The sequence below is a fragment of the Clostridioides sp. GD02404 genome, assembly GCF_045898275.1.
Taxonomy (GTDB): Bacteria; Bacillota; Clostridia; order Peptostreptococcales; family Peptostreptococcaceae; genus Clostridioides; species Clostridioides difficile_A.
In genome coordinates this window covers 91,806-110,207 of the sequence record NZ_JBJOCA010000001.1, presented here as the reverse complement: position 1 = coordinate 110,207, position 18,402 = coordinate 91,806, and the positions used below count along the sequence as shown (strand labels likewise).

Here is an 18,402-nt window from a genome sequence, read left to right as displayed (position 1 = left end):
TCCCCTATATAATTACTACAGAATCCTCATCTGGAGAAACAATAAATTTCTCATCCCATCTGCAATCATGATTAATTAACAAACAATTTTTATTGTTTATCTTAATACTGTTACAAGAATAAGTTAGTATAGAATCACTAACTTGCATTATTCTTTGCGTCAGTTCATTTATAAATAGTGATTCTCCTATATTTATTGAATTTATATAGCTTATAATTTTTTCTCTTACAGACACTCTTATAGACTGTTTCTCTATTTCATCCACATATGAAGAAAAAACTAAATCTATATTTAACTTTAGATATTTAAAATTAGGTAACTTTACTACAACCTTTTCTCCAAATGATGTTATATCTAATAATGCTTTTTTTACACTTGAAAGCAAATCTTCATCACCTATATTTTCAGCTATTGGCACAATAGTCATACTGCCTGGACCATAAGAGTATCTTTTTAATATTACATCTTTTACACCTTCTATACTTAAAACGGCTAATCTTATTGAAGTTTCATTTGCCTTAGCCAAAGTTAATGTTTGATGAGTAATTCTTTTTCGGTAATCTTCATCTGATTCTTCAAATAATCTTTTGCATCCCACTAATAAACCTATAGCGTTTAAAAATTTGCCTGTAGCTGTAGTTACAAAAGCTTGAAGATGGCTCATTGTAAGTACATCATAAAATTCTGATATATTTTTATTTATTATGTCAGAAAAAAGTTTAGCTATAGAACCAGGGCTTGTGTCAAACCCAATTTTATTTAACTCAACTTCTGTTTCTTTAACCAGAGATTCAAAATTTTTATTGTGTATTAATATCATACTTGATTTTCACCCCACTAACTATGTCAATTTCCATGTTAATAACAATCGGATTGTTATTTCTTCTTTCTTTTATGAAAATTAATAATTCTATCTTATTTCTGTGTATTTTAGGTATAAAAAACAAATTATTTTCTCCAACCAACCTGTCATAAAATAATGCATTTTCAATAGATGCTATAATTGAATCTAGCGTATCTTTATTATTTAGTTTTCCTAAAAATTTTTCTATATCTGAACCTATATAGTCCACATTAAACCAATCTTTTGTTACAGATTTTATTCTACAAATACATTTTTGTCTAAGTAAATCATCTGAATTTAAATACAGCAAATTGTTGGAATTATTATCATATATAAGTTCTCCACTATCTGTTATGCAAAAATCAAACATTTTTATCTACTCCATTTATTTCTATCTTTTTTGTATCAATAACTATCTCACTTCCAGATAAAATAATTTTATCTTCAGCACATATATTTATATTATTTGAGATTATTGACCAGTTTTCTGATTTAGTAGAAAAATCTCCAAAAACTTCTATAGTTTTATTTTCAGCATTTATCCTTAATCCAACATTAGTTGCTGTAAATATGTCTATACTGCTATCATCTCTTAATTTTACAATTGAAGATTTCTTAGGATGATATATACCAACTTCATTACCTGCAAAACTTCCTTTTCCTTCTATTTTTTCTAAAACACTATCAATAGGATTTTTATCCATAAAGTCTTTATATTTTGATTTATCTTTATTATCATAATCTAACCAAGTCTCACTCATTTTCTTAGTTATTTCTCTTGAGTCTCTCTTTATATTTGATAACAGACATCCATCTCTAATGTGAGTTTTTCTTTTTCTTGATAGATATTGGTGAGATTCATTTGCTATTCCTGTTATCTTAGGCTGAAATACAGAACCATTATTAAATTGTATATAGACTTTATCATCTTTTTCTAATGGTAATAGATGAACTCCTTCTCCTATATTTTGAAAAGGTACGTTTGAAAAAACGGCACTATTACCTTTTACATTCTCTACATATATATCTGCTGTATTTTTATGCATATTAAAATCTATGACTTTTCCTATAGAAGTTGTAAATATTGTATTTGAATATGGATCTATGATGTTATCTATTAATTTATCTTTGAGCTTCACATAATCCCCCCTACTTTAGATTAAACTTCATATATGAATTAGACTTTATATAATGGATATGTAATTATAGTGTTTTTATAATTAAACATTTCATATTGTGTAGTAAGCATATTATTTAGATTTTCATAATTATATAATCTTGTCCGTTTAAATTTATCAGTTGTATCGTTTAGATTTGCTAATCTTTCATTATTTAATATATTTGATACAGAAAATAATACTTTATTACATGATTTTAGTACATTACTCATACCACTATATTTTAATGAATTTGTAGTTAACAAACCTGGAGTAATTGATGTTGTAAATCCAGTTTTCATATTTAGTGAATGTGTTACTTTCTTTGCTAAACATACACCTACCATTCCTCCAAACAAATCATTAATTGCTATTAAATCATATACATTTATTTGCGGTTTTCCTGTAATAATCAACTCGCCATCGTAAGCTTCTTTCCATGAGTTTTGAATTTCTGATATACAATTTCTTATGGCCATATGTCTATTATTTGCATATAATTCTCTGTATTTTAAAGTTTTATCCTCTAGGTTAGAAAATACATTAAAATTTTGTATTCTTGAATTGTCCAATACTTTAAGCTTTTGGTTTGACCATTTTATATTGTTATCACTTATTATAAAAGGTGTAGATTCTAAATTTCCTAATACATTATAGATTCCTTTTACATTTGTTATTAAATTATTATTATCTATAATTATATTATTATCTATAATTGAGTCGTAAAAATCTACTATATGCATTTGTGAAAAAGCCTTAGAATACTCATATATATCATTTTTTATATTATTTATATTAAATTTATACATCCAAATAGGTAAACCAAAAAACAATCTATGTTCAAATAAAAATGGTCTTGGATATACTACAAATTCAGGCATAGATTTTTCACTCATTTTACATATATCCCATATCTTTTTACCTATTGGTAAAAACTCATAAATCGATTCTCCTATATAATCAATATTCTGAATATCATTGAAGTATATTCCTTTATAAGTACTTAAATATATATTTTTAGATATGTCATTTTGAATTGTTCTGTAAGTTCCTATAGAGTTAGAATCGTACATACCAAAATGCTCTACACCGTATTTACTCTTAAGATTTTTTTCATTACATTCAACGTTTTGGTATTCTATTTTTAAATTTCTCTTACTTATTAAATCTAATATTATATTACTTGCATCTTTTTTTAAATCTATATTATCATCTGAAAAATTCATTTTTTCATCTAGATATTTATCTGTAAGCTCTATACCATCTGATTTTGCTTCTATTGATATATTATCTTTTGAGATATTTATTTCAACTATAGTTCCATTAAATACAACTGGATATTTTGAAGGATTTGAACCATACCCCATACGAATATGTACTCTGGTTCCTTCTTTTAAAACTTTTTGACTGTCTAATTTATTTCTCTTTTCTACTATATCTAAATCAATTTCAGATTTTGAATCTATTTTATATTCCTCTGAACATTTTGATGATATAGGTTGATTTTTATTAAATATATTTAAAACATCATTTTTTATATAATTATTATCATCTAAATTTTTATCATTATTAAAACCATTAGAAATGATTACTTTTGCACTTGATATGGGAGAATCAACATTTTGTGATATTTTTATATCTACAACAGATTTGTATATATAGTAGTTTGTCCAACTTTTTTTCCCCTCTAAAAAGTCTACATCTTCATCACATAACATAAATATAAAGTTTGGAAATGCTCTAGTAAATGTACCTTTTTGTGAATATAAAAATTCATCCACTAACATATTTTCTACAACTGTACTTGGATTATTCTCAGGAAGTTTTTTAAAGGATTGCTTTGGTTTTACTTGTTCAATATTAAATTTTCCAATCTCATTACCATGTATTTTATTAAAATTTTCATTCTTAAATATTAAATTCTCATCAGAATGTAGCTCTTTTCTAAATTCGTTCTCCAATTTATTTATATCTTGAGGTTCATATCCATATTTATATTCTGGTTCTATAACTGTATCTGATTTAATATTTTCTAGTTGTACATTAACTTTATTAAATTCAAATTTATCAGGATATATAATATAAAAATCTGGTTCTACAAAACCATTATATTTTTCATTTTCTTCTATTTTATTCATAACAATATCTGTTCTAGGATATTTTATAAGAGATGTTTGTTTAACTCCATTTTTAAATCTAAAATCTCTTATATTTTGTATAGCATTGTCTATTTCGTAATATTTTGGTAAATTTAGAGTTGGATACATTTCTAAATACATAATTTTCTTGTTAACACAAATATCTTGCATAGTTTTCCTATCTATGCCTCTAGATGTACAATCTATAAAATCCTCTTTTGTACCTAATCTACCCTCAGGAATTTCATTATATTCATATCCATTTGTTTCCTTAACTTCATCGAATGGTCTAAATCCTATTGGTTTAGTCTTTTGGATTTTATCTATATCATAACTTCTACATTTAATAGTTATATTGTATAGTCCAGAAAATCCTAAAACAGTATCTACTTGAACATCTTTTATCGTTATGTATTCTGCGCCAGTCAAATTAACAAGTTCATTTTCCACTTTTATAATATCTATATTTTCATTTTCAAAATTTCTATTTTTATTATTTAATTTGTTGAATTTTTTTATTATACTCTCATCACTAGTTTTAAATACAAACACAAAGTCAATTTTATCAAATCCCATGTATTGTTTTGTTGGTATTTCACCATTATTTAGTTTTATGTTAGAAAATATATTATTTAAATTAAAATTGATATATGTAAGATACACATTTTCTTTATCACTTAATATTTCATCAAAATAAATTTTATTTGTTGTTGTGGTTTTGCTCTTTATTTTATTGGAATCTATATTTTTTGAGTGTAATTTTTTAAATGTAAATTTACCAGTAAAGTTTACTGACTTTATCTTATTAATCCTCGATAAATTAGAATTTTCAAGATTTTTTTGAGTATAAAATCTATACAAATCCCAATCTATATGGTTATCTAATGAGACATAATCTTTATTAAAATAAGGATTTACATTAAGCTCTTCCATAATTATTTTAATTCTTAGACTCTCAGAAAAACCTTCTACAGTTTCAACTGACATACTTTTTAAGGCCACATTATTTATACCATTTGCATTATTCACAACTTTACATTCAATTGGAACAAATGGAGTATATTTAAATTGACAAATTAAATTTCTTAATCCATCTACATAATATTTGAAATCAAATGGTGATTCCACCTTATATCCATTAACTTGATTTATACCATTTGTCATTAAGTTTACAAATATTTCTCTTCTTATATTCTGTTTTTTAGATTGTCCTATATTTGCAAACCTATTTTCATTAAAACTTTCACCATCATTGGTAGAAGTTACACTTATATATTCTGGAGGTATTTCAAAACAGCAATCTCCTATTCTAAAAATATTATCAACATTGTCTTTATATTTGAGTCTATGTTCATACTGAATATATTCATAATAACTTAAAGGTTTATATTTATTACTTAAGTTTCTAAGTGTTGCTTCTTTATATAGCATATTAACTATTTCTTGACTATCTCTATCTGTTATTTCCTGAGCAATAGCTCCATAATATGATTGATTTGAACTTTTATTAGACTCATTACCCATAAATTCACCCTCTTTAGCTCATAAGTACTTTTATAAATTCATAAAATGATTTTAGATATTATGCTTTCAATTTCATCGCTTGTTATATCTTTTCTATCATCTTGTATTGTAGTTCTTATATTTAAATTTTTTATATTTTTAAATAATTTTTTTATAATCTTTTCACCATAATCTATATTAGCATCTAAAGGGGATTGAGCAGATATTTTCATATTTAATGCTTTATCATTGTTTACCAAAATATCATCTTCTATTATGTTATCTTTACTTTCTGAATTATAATATTCGTCATTTAATTTAGATTTAATATTATTAAAAACTACCTTAGCTTTTATTCCTCTTCCTAATAAAAAGTTTTCATATTCTTCATAAAATTTTTCTTCAATATTATTTATACTATTCATGTATAATATCTCCAATCATTTTTAACATCTTTATTTTAAGTTTTTCAAGTCTGTTTTCATAAAAATTTAAATCTATATTTGAATCTTTTCCACCTAAAATATAATTTATATCAATATTTTTATATCCTGCTCTATTTAAAATATCTCTTATTTCTAAATGAATCTTTGATATGTTGTTATAATCTTTTAAACTTTCGTCGATATAAAAATTATTTATTTTAGAATTAATTCTATAATTACCATTTTTAAAGTCATCTTCATTTTCAGTAGAGTCTTTATTCTTATCTTTTTTATATATTGAATAAGTAATATTATCTTTATTATTTTTATTCCCTATGTTCAAAACATTTGAGCCTATATATTTAGTTTCTATATTTAGTTTTTGTATATTTTTATTCTCTATCACTTTTAGTTTATCTGGAGTATCCCATTTTGTATTTATAAATTTATTAGAATTTAGATGATAGTATTTAGGTTTTATATAATTAATTTTGAGGTTTTTCTTGTTTAAACTTTTTATCTTATTTTGACTATTCATATATTCTTTATTAGATTTATTATTTAAATAGTCTTTGTCATATTCAAGATTTACATCTACACCTCTTAGTTTAAGAATATATTCAGACTTAGCTGTCATATCCATAAGCTTCTCATAATCCCAATTACATATTTCTTTAAAAGAAATATCTGGAAATGCTGCTTTTACAAATAGCTTACTTTGTTCTAAAAAAGTATTAAGTTTTCCTCTACTTTCCTCAAAACAATTTACTATTGAACTTTCATCTAAAATATGAGATTCATAAATTAGTTTTTTAGAAATTTCATCTGCTAATCCTGCCACTGAACTTTTTGAAAAAATAAATTCCTCAGGATATATTAATGCAGATTGACATATAAAATCATTAAACTCTTCGTATGTATTAGAAATAATACTAGCTTTCATATATATATTTAGATTAATCAATTTAAATATATATTCATGTGTGCCAAATTTGATATGAATTAATTTTTTATAACCCATTTTTTCTTTTATATTTATAATATCTTGTATTGAAAGCATTCTATATTACCTCTATTACAAAATCTTTTGTAAAACCTGACTTCTCCATAATAACTTCAGAATATGAAGTTGCTAATCCTGCCTTAGAATTATCTTTCCAATCATAGTTTTCTGGCCATAATGTCACAGTTTGGCATATAATTTCTTCACGTTCTAAAGTATCAATATTTTGAAGAGACAATAACTGCTTATATTCAAATCTATTAATAGTTCTAAATATAAACCTTTTTTTTAAAATATCAATCATATATATATCATAATCAGACCATTTCTTTTTCCATGTTTGTAATTGAATTGTCCCTGGTCCATCTTTAAATAATGGTGTATCTTCTAACGCTAAATCTTTCAGTTTTTCATTTTTACTGCCATCATTAAAAACATCTGCATATAAATCAATTTCATCTATATTTTTTCCATATTGAGATTCTAAATCCAACTTAGCCTGTTTTGCCAATAAATCTATTTCTTTTTCATCATAATTCATTTAATCTCCTCCAAACACTATTTAATTGTTAATTTCAATTACATCTTTTGCTATAAATTCATAAATATCGTATACAGGATTTCCTGTTGTATCTATTTCTTGACTTACTGATATAGGTGATACTCCAATAATTTTTCGATATTTTTCTTTTTTGTCTCCATATATAAGACTTATAGAAAACTTACTCTTTTTAAGTGTATTTATATTATTAGGATTAAAAGAAAGTTGATAGTCTGAATCTTCTAAGTCAAACTTTTGCTTATTCTTTCCATAATAACAATCATCTATTAAAGCATCAATCAAATTATAATCACATTCTACTTCATTATATATAAAAGAATTTATAGCTTTTAGATTACAAGGCGATTTATATTGATTCTCTTCTTGTTTATCTTTAATACAGATTTCTTTTTCACTATTCTTCAAAATAATTATATTATAATTGGAATATAATTTTCTAAATATCAAACTCCAGGTCTTCTTACACAATCTTCCAGTTGGTATTATCTTATGTTCTTTTTGAAAAACCTTAATCATATCATATGTACACACACAATAATAACCATATTTTAATTCACTAAAGCTTCGTTCCTCATACATATATCCCATATATACTAAAGCTGTTTGAACAGAATGTACTCTAATATCATATTTGCTACCAAAATTAACATAGAACAGAGATTTATCATAAAGAAATGAGACATCATTGTCATATACATTACATTGATTTTTATATAAGACATTGTCATATTCTCCATATATACATTTATCATTTAGATTTCTTAAATCATATCCATATATCCAATCTGGTATAGATATTTTTTCTTCTTTATTTGAAATAGACTCATCATAAGTATTTATATTTTGTTCTAAAGAATTAGAGAAATTTTTTAAAGCATTGCTGACAGGGATTTTTATATAACCTAATACTATCCTATTTCCAATAGCTATATTATCAAATGTATTAGATGTATATCCATAAATAGGTTTACTTTGTTCTTTGACATAAAATTTTATTGCAGATATTTGTTTATTATGTTTTCCATTTATATAAATCAATACATCCGAACTACCATAAAACTCTTCTTTATATGTACTATAATCTCTCCTTTTTTTATTTACATCATCAAAGTTTAAATTTGTCATATTTAACGCCTTTCAATTTGCTTTTTTTTGAATATTCATATCCTTCAAGCGTAAAATCATAATAGAATACTGAATTTGAGTATATATTTGAATTACTTATATTATTTGATACTGTTTTATGAGTTTCTAAATTTGCAAAATCCTTCAAATCCATTGCTACAAAGTGAATTATATTTTTTATAAAAACATCCTCAATAGAAATAATTTGACTATCATTGGTAATATCTATTCCATATATCATCATTTGTGTGGCATATTTGTATTCATTTAAAGATACTATCATCACATCAAATAAGGGCAATTCATCTGAACTAATCTTTTTTTTATTAGATAAAATTGAAACTTTATTTGTCAAATCACTTATTAGATTCTGATTTATTAAAGTAAAATCCATTTTCCCAGAAATCATCTTAGGTCCTCGAGTATATCCAGATACATGTGTACTTCCTATTGATGCTACTGGCTTTTTATTTCTTTGAATTGAGTAGGATATACTTGTCAAGCTACCTAAAAGAATTGGCTTAGATTCTGGAAATAAAATAAATGCGAGAGAATCTGTACTTGAGAATGCTTTGTAAAAAGTATTATCTAAATCCATTTTATTTACCTCTCTTTTTATTTATATTTAGAAAAAACCCATGTAGTTTTTAAATACACAAAATATACTTACAAAGATTTAACTACATGAGTTTTTTAATTTTATGATTTATTTTTATTTTTCATCTTTTGAGTACACACCTTGTATAAGTGGTGATATTTTTCTAGCTCTATAATTTAGCTTTTTCTCTAAGACGATTGTATCAATAGATACCTCACTAGATTCATCTACTATATCAACATCATATATTTTTTGAAATGCACATTGACCTTGTTCATTTCCAAATGTCATTGTTATATCAAATGGTGGCAAAGAATCTAAATAAACTATTCTATTATCTCTTATTGGACTAAATCCATTAGGTACTTTAAAGTTTTCATCACTTACTCTAGAATTATTTTCATTATACTTAGACTTACTATTCATATTCATAGCATCTTGTGCTGTAACATTCCACTTCAACATTTCTACTGCATTTATAAAATTTTCCTCTTCAGTTATAGCTAAAGTTCCTGAAGTTGTAAATACTGTAGATTCTGATGATTTTAAAATGCTTTTCATAGATTTAATTAGAGAATCTTGGTCAAACATAGCAAATACTAATGACCCTTTAATCTCTCTTTTTCCACTTGAAAAACTTCGTGCATCTGGACTTCCTAATGTATATACTGGCTTTTTTTCACGTTCTATACTCCATGATATTTTTTGTAATTCTCCAATAACTTGATTTGCAAAGCTTACAATTAAATCAGCTCCAGAAAATGCTGTTAGTGTGTTTATATTCGTGCTTGCCATAGTGATATCTCCTAACCATTAAATCTAAATGGATATTTTCTTCCATTTTATTTTTTTAAACCTACTATAGTGATTATTTTTCTAAGTTCTTGTGGTGCTACTATACCAACTTCTAGCTTAGCCTGTCCTAATATTAAATCTTGTTGCGTTGCTATTAGGTTAAAACTATAATCTAGTATAGCTCCTTGTAATAGTAATGTATCTAATCTCTTTGCAATTGTTGCACTTAATGCATTTCTCTGCTCTATTGTATTTGCTTCCCCTATAAATGGGTCTGCTACTTCTCTTATATTATCAGTTACTGCTCTCATAACCTTTAATGTAGATAATTTTGAGTATACACTATCTTTCTTTGCGGCTGTTGGAGCATCCACTACAAAAACCTTATTTAAACAAGTTCTGCTATTTAATTTTTTAGAATTGAATGAAACAAATTTATTCCCTGTTATATCATTTAATTGTGCATTTGAAAAAGAGTACTTTAATGATTTTACACCACTTAATATCTTATTTGTTGGAGATGAATATGGTAAGATATTCGTATTTAAAGCAGCATAAAGCACTGCCACACTTCCTTCTCTAAGTGAACTTACCTTATGTTCAACTATAGGTGTAGGCCCTGCAACCACTGATATAAACTTTCCAAGGTCTATACAATTTCCCTGTCCATCAGTAATTATAGAGCCTTTATCATCTTTCATTAAAAACTCATTATTATATTGTGTTAAATATTTAGAGTGTAATTGAACACCTGACAAAGAGGTGTCTTTTAATGGCTTCATTGATATCACGCCATATGTAGATTTATTTCTATAAGATAAGACTGCACAAAATAAAGCAAGTTCATATGCAAAATTTTGATGTCTGTCAAACAGTTTATCATCAGCATAAACACCTAAGGGTACTATCCAATCTACATTATAATTTTCAAGCAACTGATAAGCACCTTGTTTTACTATATATCCATTTCTATCCCTTTCTCCTGATAATGCCTTAAACATATCTTCTTTATTCATGTCTAAACCATTAGAGCCTCCTATAAAATATGTAGCTGATTTTATCAAGTCTTTTGTTAGTACTTCTGGTATATCTGTTTCTGCAAAATATGTTGTTTGTAAAGTATTTATTGCATCTACTAACTCTCCAAAGGTTATGTAGTCAAGAGTTGACAATATCAATGGTTCTTCACCAATACTCATTTTAGATTCTGGCTTAATTATTTTTACATATTTTCCTATATAATTGCCAAAAGTATCTCTCAAATCTTCTACTTTCACTTGACCTAAATTATATATATCTCCAGCAAACCTAGATTTTAATCTTATTTTTCTTTCTATATTTTCTTTAAATGGCATATAATAACTTACTGATACTACTTGCCCCATTTCAAAACATTCTTTTTTAAGAGTTATAGTCTTTGATTTTTTATCTATTGAAAAAGAGTTTAAATCGAGTACTTTACTTCCACCAACATATAATATAAGTGTTCCATCTACTGGAGTATTGCTTAAAAGTAGTTTTTGAGTTGTTGTAGCTGTCATAAAAATATTTCCATCTAATTGAGTTTCTATATCTTCTCCAACAACTTCTACCCTATAACCAACAGCTACTTTTTCTCCTTCACTTAAAGATGGCATTGTTATAACATTATCATTCATTTCAATGTCATCCTCTATAGGTTTACCATCATAAGTAGCTACTATAGCAGCTCCATTTGGTATATTAGATAGAAAAATTTTTTTATCTTTATTTAAAGTTAAATATTCTGGTTTCTGCTCAACCCAATATCTATAACTATAAGATACTGAAACAGGTACTCCTGCATCACAAGCATTTTTTTCTATTGATATACTTTTTGTAGATTCATTATATGTAAATCCAGATAATAGCTCAATTCCTTTTACATACACTCTAATCGAACTTGGAACAATTCCTTTTCCACTTAGTTTTATATCAGTTTTCTCACAACCTTGAATAATGGATAAATCCTCATCTATTTTTTTATTTCTTTCAACCACTTGTGATGGTGCACTTATATTTGATGTTGAACATGTACCAGATATTCTCATCACTCTTATATCTTGGCATCCAGCCTCTCTAGCTTGCTTATATGAGTGAACTAATGTTGCACCATTTGGAATTCCATTTAAATTAATATCTGAGCCAAATAGTAATTCTATAGAAGAATCATCTATAGCTACTGGCTCCATTACTGGTCCATCAACTGCTGTACCAAGTAACAACATGCTATCAGTATTGTATTCATCTGAGCTAAATCTAAGTGCAGAACCACCATCTTTAAATTCAACTAACATTCCTGGAAGATTAGGATACAAATTTCCTAAATTTGCCATAAAGGTTTTCCTCCTCTAAATCTTGTAGATTTTACAGATTTTATACCAAGTAAAATTCACATTATTCTTGGTTAAATTCTATCCTGTATAGAAAATTTCATTTCTATACCTTTTAGTTTATTAACGTTTAAAGTCTTTACTTTCTCTAATCGTATAAAATATTCAGATATTTTGACTGAAATATCTTTATCAAAACCTATGTTATCTTCAGTCGACATCTCCTTTAAAAAGAAAATCTCTCCAAGACCTTTTTTCTTTAGAAATCCTGTATAAGACACTATTATATCTTCGAAATCTTCCATGAGTTTTCTACATTCTCTTTGTGTTTTAGTTAGAAATCTAAATTCTAATATACAATCAAAACTTTGTCTATATACTTTAATGACCTTACCTGTTTTTTCTTTATTTTCATTTGATTCATCTATTACATCAGTCAACATTGGTTTATGACTTTTTCCTTTAGATGTTTCTCTTAATTTTACAATATAATTTATTTGTGGAAGTATAATTTTATTTGCTTCATCTTTTTTTATTGTGTCAAAGGAAATTGCTCCCCAAGTATCCTCTAACTCTACCTTTAAAATGTCTTCTAATATTTCTTCCATTTTTTCAAAATTATCAATATATTCTTCAGTTGTAAGTATATTTTTATTATTTTGCATAAATTCCATATCCATTTTTTCACCTACCTATACTTAATCCACTATAGGTTTTAACATACTCTAACATATATACTGTCTTTAAACTTAAATCTAAAAATAATTCTCCTGACTTATGTTTAAACAATTCATTTATTATATATTCACTTATAATTTCTTTATCTATTAATTCATCTAACAATTGTGTTAAGTTTTCTTTTAAATATCCAGATGATAGCAAAGCATCTATATTTTCACCTATGTATGAATACATCATTTTTTTTATATAGCACATAGTCAATTGAATCATTCTTACATTACATAGATACTTATATTCTGTATGCTCACTCATTGTAATTCCGTTTGATACAACTACTCTTCTAAGTAACTGACTGAATCTAAATGATACATATCCAAGCTCATTCATTTTTTCTATTGTTAAAATATCAAAAGTATTAAATAATGAAAATGACTCTGGAATTTCTTTATTTGTAGTATTTTCTATTATGTTTAAACTGGCTATAAGAGGAGCATATACAATACTTGCATTTACAATATTAGTACCATATGTGGTATATATGTCACCAGCTACTACACTTATCAATTGTTCATAATTTTTATCAAACTTTGACACTTCATTTATTTTTTTAAAATATTCTAATCTACCAATATATTCTTTCTCATCTATCCAAATCTCATTAGTTGGATTAAGGCCAATTACACCATGAGTTATAATACCTGTTTTCATTTGTACTATGCAGAAATTAAGTAATTGTTCATAAAAAGTTACGTATCTTTCTCCATCCTTCAGAGTTAGATATTCTCTAGTTAGGTCATAATATTTATCTATTTTTTCTATATCATCTGTAAATGTATCATCATAGTATACTCCTAAAGGCATAATAATATCTATGTCAAGCCCTTCCAAAATAGTGTATGTGCTATCTAAATTATTGTACATTGTATTTTTATTGCAATCTAATCCACTATATCCTCCACTAAGTTTGTATATACTTTGATTTACTTCACTTATAGATTCCTTTGTTTCTATATAAGAATCACAATAAATACTACAAATTATCATCCCTTTTAGTTTTTGAGAATCTTTATTTATAGCTTCTGATAGGTCATATAGTGTAGGATAATTTTTATATGGATATTTTAATACATAATCCCCTAAACTTTTTGGATAGATTACCTGCAAATCATCCTGATTTACTATTATTTCTATATCATTATATATTTCATTCGCATACTTTGATTTAATATGTATACAGTTTTTTATTACTTCACCATTAGTACATTTTGCATCTAAAAAAACTTCTGCATGTGCTCCTGTAACTTTGCATAGATAAACTTTACAGTCTAATTTAGATTCTTTTATAATTTTATATGCTTTAACTAAAGAGCCTGTTTTTCCAAATTTTGAATTCATATGAGAAATTGAGTTTATTTTTATTGGAGTGTTCACTGGTCCAAATTCTGAAGTTCCTAATAGATAAATATTTTTACCATAAAATTCATGTTCATTAAATAGCTTTTTTGATGTGTCCATATTTATTTAATTCCTTTTAAGCATCTTTATTTGTTATGATTCTTTAAGATTAGTTGAATACACTATGTATCTTGACATTATTTAATATACTCTTACTTATATCCATTTTGTAAGTTTTAGATTAAATTTTATTTACTATCTATTAATAATTATTTTCTTATTTAAATCTTAATTCATTATAATGTTCATTTCTTATTATACAAATGCTACTCCATAAGAAATTAAGTTAGAATTTTTATCTAATAAGAATTTTAACTTTGTACTTTCGCTTACATCAATAAATTCTTCAAGATCTACTGATATGTATTTATCATTATTTAAATATAAAACATTGTAATTGTCTTTTATATTTGCACAAATAATCATTCTATCTTTGCTATATTTATTTTCAATAATAGTAGAAGTTATTGAGTTATTAAATATAAAAAGTTTATCTTCAGTAGGGAATGTATTTATTCTTATAAATGAACTAAAATTATTTTCATCAATTAAAGTAATCTTTAGTTCATTTTTCTCATTTAATATAAAATCATTTTTATTAAACGCATAGTCTACACTTAAGGAACCATTTACAATATCTATTAAATCAGTAGATACTAAAGTATGAGAATTATTTATATTTATTATCTCTATTATTGCTTTAGGTTTTTTTATTGAGACATCTAAAATTATATTAGTTATATTAAAACAATTATTAAAATCTCCAAAATAATTTATATCAAATATTGGAAATATATATGAATGTTTAATAATTAATACTGGTCTAAACCCAAATGTTGGTCCCTTGTTATTAAAAGTATTATTTGTTGAATAGTTTGTTAAACTAGAATACCCTCTAGTTATTATTTTAGAATTATCAGATGCTGATATAGAGCTTGTTATACTACAAATGTCCCAATTCCAAATAGTTTTATCTCCTGGAGTTATTAGTCCATTTAAATCTGAATTTACAATATACTTATCATATTCAGATAAACCATTATTGTTAGAGCCACCAGTTAATGAACGCACTATTAATAAATTATGTTTGTAAGGCTGATTATCCAATTCATTACCATATATAAATCCTTTTTGATTTATTTCATCAAAAGACAAATTAGGAAAGACTTTATCAGATATTAATATTGATTCTCTATCTGTATGATTTACACAAATAAAATTCATGTCTGTCCCACTATAAAAATCTGTGAAACCATTATTATAAGTGTAATTACATGAAATGTATTCTCCAACTTTTATTACATTAATAATTCTATTTTTTTCTAAAGGTAAATCAGCAATATATCCATCTTCATTTATATCTACACAGTCGATAGTTACAAGACCCTCTTTAACTGGAGATATTATGACATCATGTATAGAATCTTTTAAATTAACTACTTCAATAACAAGTATTTGACCGCTTGTTTGACCATATGTATTACAAATATGTTCAACTCCATCTATTATTAATTTAGTATTGTTTTGAGGTCTATTTGTATTTCTATCTGATATAAGTCTTAATTTGTTTCCATAAAATTTAAATTTATAACTACTATCAATACTTTTAAGCCAAATGTTTGATCCTCCATAAAAACCATTAAAATCTTCTTTACCCCAAAATGTTCCCTTTATTATAGCTCGTATTTTTGATTCATCATATCTTTTCCAACCTGCTTCTGGTTGAAGTAATTGTTCACCTATAATAGCCATTATTCGTCACCACCTATAACCAACATGGGTCTAAATCCTAAAATAGAAGATGTGTGGCTATGCGGAACTATGTCGAATCTTTTAGGGCTATAATCATCTATATATTCATCTTTATACCCTCTAACCACAATCCAAATTCCAGAAGGTCTTAGTCCATTTGTGCCTACAACTGATAAAATCGCAATGTTATCTGCTAAAGAGGCAATATATTTATAATTCCATATGTCATTATCACCTGTATCTATCTTTCCATTTAAGTTATTTTTCCATATATATGTATCCCAATCATTGATAGTTGGCCAACCTCCTTGAGTCTTGTTGACTAAACTTGAAGAAGAGTTTTTATATTCGTACTCTTTAAGTATTTCTAATTCTCCTATAGCTACATAACCTGTTGCTCCACTAAAATTAAATTGATAATATAAATATTCTACCTGAGAATTGAAATAATGGTAAGATACAGCCCTAGCATTTTGAGGAAAGCTTGATGATTCATATATCTTTTCAAACTTTTCGTTATCATTGCTACCATATACGATACATAAATTAGGAGCTTGAGGGAATGAATCACTATTTCTATTAGTGAATATAAATCCATTTGAAATTATTTTTTCTTTTTTTGAAAATATTTTTATATATGGATTTGCTTCATTAGGGCTATGCCAACAATCATTAGAGTCAATATTTGTTTTATTAAATGCTTTATACGTAAGAAGTGCGTCACTAAGAGACCCACTTGCATAAAGTATATATTCATCAGTCTCATTTGCATTTAAAGCTTTTTTAGGAAAAGATATTGTTATATTATTATTGTAAGCCACTCCTCCATCTGGTAAACACATAGAAAATTTTTTATAAAAAAAATCTAAACATTTTATAGTTACACATCCAGAGTTAGAATTTGAATTTGTTATTTTTATTCTATAATGATTATAAAAAATTTCATTTCTAAAGATATAATTTTTAATTTGATCATGTTTTGGAGCTGGATTTTCTTTAACTGTATGTAAAATAATCCAATTTAATTCATCATTACTAGCCTCTATAGTCCATTCTGTTGCTGACTGTGGAAACTGTTCGTTATTTCCAAAGTGAAACTTATATGAGTTTATTCTTTGAGGTTTTCTTTTGAAACTAACTTGTAATATATGTGGATAGTTATATAATCCACTGTGCCATCCTATTTTGTTACCAAATGCATTGTAAGCATACCTATTTGCATATACACTACTCGCTTTTAAAACATATTCATCTGTCTCATCACTTTCACAAATATTCAGAGGAAATATTTTTTCTCTATAAAAGATATCTAAATTACCATTAATCTCATTCCAAGATATATTATTTTGTATATTTCTATCTGCTATTAATTTATTATCATCTACTTTAACAAAAAAGAATTTTCCATCTGGAGTTGAACTTGATACATCCCTTGTAATTTCCTCACAGTTACAATTTCCTAATTCTGAAAAATCTCCTATTTTTCCAGCAGTAGAAACAGTATATCTACAAGATATTATATCTCCTATTTCCATATTTTCTATTGAAGTTCGTTGAGTTAATCTACCTTCTATTGGTGATAAGATATATCCATCTTCGTCTATATCTACACAATCAAATAAGAAATGAACAGATTGACTTTTTTTATTTATAGAAATTTTAACATTATGTATTTTATTTTCTAATCCTAACTTTTCATATACCGCTGTAGAAATATTGCCACTATTGTCTTTTGTACTGAATTGTTCAATTGCACCATCAATATCGATATCAACTACATCAGACCTATCATTAAACTTAACACAAAACAATCTTATCTTTGTTCCAATAAATGTAAAATTAATATTAGTTTCATCATGAGGTGCATCAATAACATATGAACATGAACCACCATAACATGTACCTAAAGATGTTCTCTTGTAATGTTTAGAATACAATATATTTATATGATTATCGTCATATCTTTTCCAACCAGTTTTTGTTTGAATAGGTATACTTCCAGTGCTAGTCATA

15 protein-coding genes are annotated in these 18,402 nt (G+C 25.7%); all 15 read right to left on the bottom strand.

The window, feature by feature from the left end:
* Nucleotides 1-4: 4 nt before the first annotated feature.
* Nucleotides 5-820: a baseplate J/gp47 family protein gene (locus Q3287_RS00480; protein WP_054277046.1), complete on the bottom strand. Its 816-nt coding sequence runs from the start codon at nucleotides 818-820 to the stop codon at nucleotides 5-7.
* Complete coding sequence (locus Q3287_RS00475; RefSeq protein ID WP_054270754.1) at nucleotides 801-1,214, bottom strand: hypothetical protein; 414 nt, start codon at nucleotides 1,212-1,214, stop codon at nucleotides 801-803. The genes Q3287_RS00480 and Q3287_RS00475 overlap by 20 nt, the downstream gene beginning before the upstream one ends.
* Nucleotides 1,207-1,983: a hypothetical protein gene (locus tag Q3287_RS00470; protein ID WP_054277047.1), complete on the bottom strand. Its 777-nt coding sequence runs from the start codon at nucleotides 1,981-1,983 to the stop codon at nucleotides 1,207-1,209. Before Q3287_RS00470 ends, Q3287_RS00475 begins: the two co-directional genes overlap by 8 nt.
* A gap of 38 nt (nucleotides 1,984-2,021) precedes the next feature.
* Nucleotides 2,022-5,663: a hypothetical protein gene (locus Q3287_RS00465; RefSeq protein ID WP_407963319.1), complete on the bottom strand. Its 3,642-nt coding sequence runs from the start codon at nucleotides 5,661-5,663 to the stop codon at nucleotides 2,022-2,024.
* 38 nt (nucleotides 5,664-5,701) lie between these two features.
* Nucleotides 5,702-6,067 carry a hypothetical protein gene (locus Q3287_RS00460; protein WP_407963318.1) on the bottom strand — a complete coding sequence of 122 codons (366 nt, stop codon included), beginning with the start codon at nucleotides 6,065-6,067 and terminating at the stop codon, nucleotides 5,702-5,704.
* On the bottom strand, nucleotides 6,060-7,127 hold the full coding sequence (locus Q3287_RS00455) for a hypothetical protein (protein ID WP_407963317.1): 1,068 nt from the start codon (nucleotides 7,125-7,127) through the stop codon (nucleotides 6,060-6,062). The genes Q3287_RS00460 and Q3287_RS00455 overlap by 8 nt, the downstream gene beginning before the upstream one ends.
* Before the next feature lies 1 nt (nucleotide 7,128).
* Nucleotides 7,129-7,611 (bottom strand): hypothetical protein, encoded by a 483-nt coding sequence (locus Q3287_RS00450; protein WP_054277050.1) that lies wholly within the window; start codon nucleotides 7,609-7,611, stop codon nucleotides 7,129-7,131.
* A 21-nt stretch (nucleotides 7,612-7,632) separates the two neighbouring features.
* The gene (locus Q3287_RS00445; protein ID WP_407963316.1) at nucleotides 7,633-8,757 is read right to left on the bottom strand and encodes a hypothetical protein; all 1,125 of its coding nucleotides are present in this window, start codon (nucleotides 8,755-8,757) and stop codon (nucleotides 7,633-7,635) included.
* Nucleotides 8,738-9,355 carry a hypothetical protein gene (locus Q3287_RS00440; protein ID WP_407963315.1) on the bottom strand — a complete coding sequence of 206 codons (618 nt, stop codon included), beginning with the start codon at nucleotides 9,353-9,355 and terminating at the stop codon, nucleotides 8,738-8,740. The genes Q3287_RS00445 and Q3287_RS00440 overlap by 20 nt, the downstream gene beginning before the upstream one ends.
* Nucleotides 9,356-9,469: 114 nt before the next feature.
* Nucleotides 9,470-10,150 carry a hypothetical protein gene (locus Q3287_RS00435; RefSeq protein WP_054270800.1) on the bottom strand — a complete coding sequence of 227 codons (681 nt, stop codon included), beginning with the start codon at nucleotides 10,148-10,150 and terminating at the stop codon, nucleotides 9,470-9,472.
* 47 nt (nucleotides 10,151-10,197) lie between these two features.
* Nucleotides 10,198-12,504 carry a hypothetical protein gene (locus Q3287_RS00430; RefSeq protein ID WP_407963314.1) on the bottom strand — a complete coding sequence of 769 codons (2,307 nt, stop codon included), beginning with the start codon at nucleotides 12,502-12,504 and terminating at the stop codon, nucleotides 10,198-10,200.
* Nucleotides 12,505-12,575: 71 nt separating this feature from the next.
* On the bottom strand, nucleotides 12,576-13,181 hold the full coding sequence (locus Q3287_RS00425; RefSeq protein ID WP_407963313.1) for a hypothetical protein: 606 nt from the start codon (nucleotides 13,179-13,181) through the stop codon (nucleotides 12,576-12,578).
* Between the two features lie 4 nt (nucleotides 13,182-13,185).
* The gene (locus Q3287_RS00420) at nucleotides 13,186-14,697 is read right to left on the bottom strand and encodes a hypothetical protein (RefSeq protein WP_407963312.1); all 1,512 of its coding nucleotides are present in this window, start codon (nucleotides 14,695-14,697) and stop codon (nucleotides 13,186-13,188) included.
* Between the two features lie 195 nt (nucleotides 14,698-14,892).
* Nucleotides 14,893-16,389, bottom strand: a complete 1,497-nt coding sequence (locus tag Q3287_RS00415) for a hypothetical protein (protein ID WP_407963311.1) — start codon at nucleotides 16,387-16,389, stop codon at nucleotides 14,893-14,895.
* On the bottom strand, nucleotides 16,389-18,401 hold the full coding sequence (locus Q3287_RS00410; RefSeq protein WP_407963310.1) for a discoidin domain-containing protein: 2,013 nt from the start codon (nucleotides 18,399-18,401) through the stop codon (nucleotides 16,389-16,391). The genes Q3287_RS00415 and Q3287_RS00410 overlap by 1 nt, the downstream gene beginning before the upstream one ends.
* Nucleotide 18,402: the final 1 nt, after the last annotated feature.

What these genes read in the sequence shown, in the direction of transcription:
- Q3287_RS00480 (WP_054277046.1), bottom strand. Translation starts at nt 820, where the DNA reads ATGATATTAATACACAATAAAAATTTTGAATCTCTGGTTAAAGAAACA.
- Q3287_RS00475 (WP_054270754.1), bottom strand. Translation starts at nt 1,214, where the DNA reads ATGTTTGATTTTTGCATAACAGATAGTGGAGAACTTATATATGATAAT.
- Q3287_RS00465 (WP_407963319.1), bottom strand. Translation starts at nt 5,663, where the DNA reads ATGGGTAATGAGTCTAATAAAAGTTCAAATCAATCATATTATGGAGCT.
- Q3287_RS00460 (WP_407963318.1), bottom strand. Translation starts at nt 6,067, where the DNA reads ATGAATAGTATAAATAATATTGAAGAAAAATTTTATGAAGAATATGAA.
- Q3287_RS00455 (WP_407963317.1), bottom strand. Translation starts at nt 7,127, where the DNA reads ATGCTTTCAATACAAGATATTATAAATATAAAAGAAAAAATGGGTTAT.
- Q3287_RS00450 (WP_054277050.1), bottom strand. Translation starts at nt 7,611, where the DNA reads ATGAATTATGATGAAAAAGAAATAGATTTATTGGCAAAACAGGCTAAG.
- Q3287_RS00445 (WP_407963316.1), bottom strand. Translation starts at nt 8,757, where the DNA reads ATGACAAATTTAAACTTTGATGATGTAAATAAAAAAAGGAGAGATTAT.
- Q3287_RS00440 (WP_407963315.1), bottom strand. Translation starts at nt 9,355, where the DNA reads ATGGATTTAGATAATACTTTTTACAAAGCATTCTCAAGTACAGATTCT.
- Q3287_RS00435 (WP_054270800.1), bottom strand. Translation starts at nt 10,150, where the DNA reads ATGGCAAGCACGAATATAAACACACTAACAGCATTTTCTGGAGCTGAT.
- Q3287_RS00430 (WP_407963314.1), bottom strand. Translation starts at nt 12,504, where the DNA reads ATGGCAAATTTAGGAAATTTGTATCCTAATCTTCCAGGAATGTTAGTT.
- Q3287_RS00425 (WP_407963313.1), bottom strand. Translation starts at nt 13,181, where the DNA reads ATGGATATGGAATTTATGCAAAATAATAAAAATATACTTACAACTGAA.
- Q3287_RS00420 (WP_407963312.1), bottom strand. Translation starts at nt 14,697, where the DNA reads ATGGACACATCAAAAAAGCTATTTAATGAACATGAATTTTATGGTAAA.
- Q3287_RS00415 (WP_407963311.1), bottom strand. Translation starts at nt 16,389, where the DNA reads ATGGCTATTATAGGTGAACAATTACTTCAACCAGAAGCAGGTTGGAAA.
- Q3287_RS00410 (WP_407963310.1), bottom strand. Translation starts at nt 18,401, where the DNA reads ATGACTAGCACTGGAAGTATACCTATTCAAACAAAAACTGGTTGGAAA.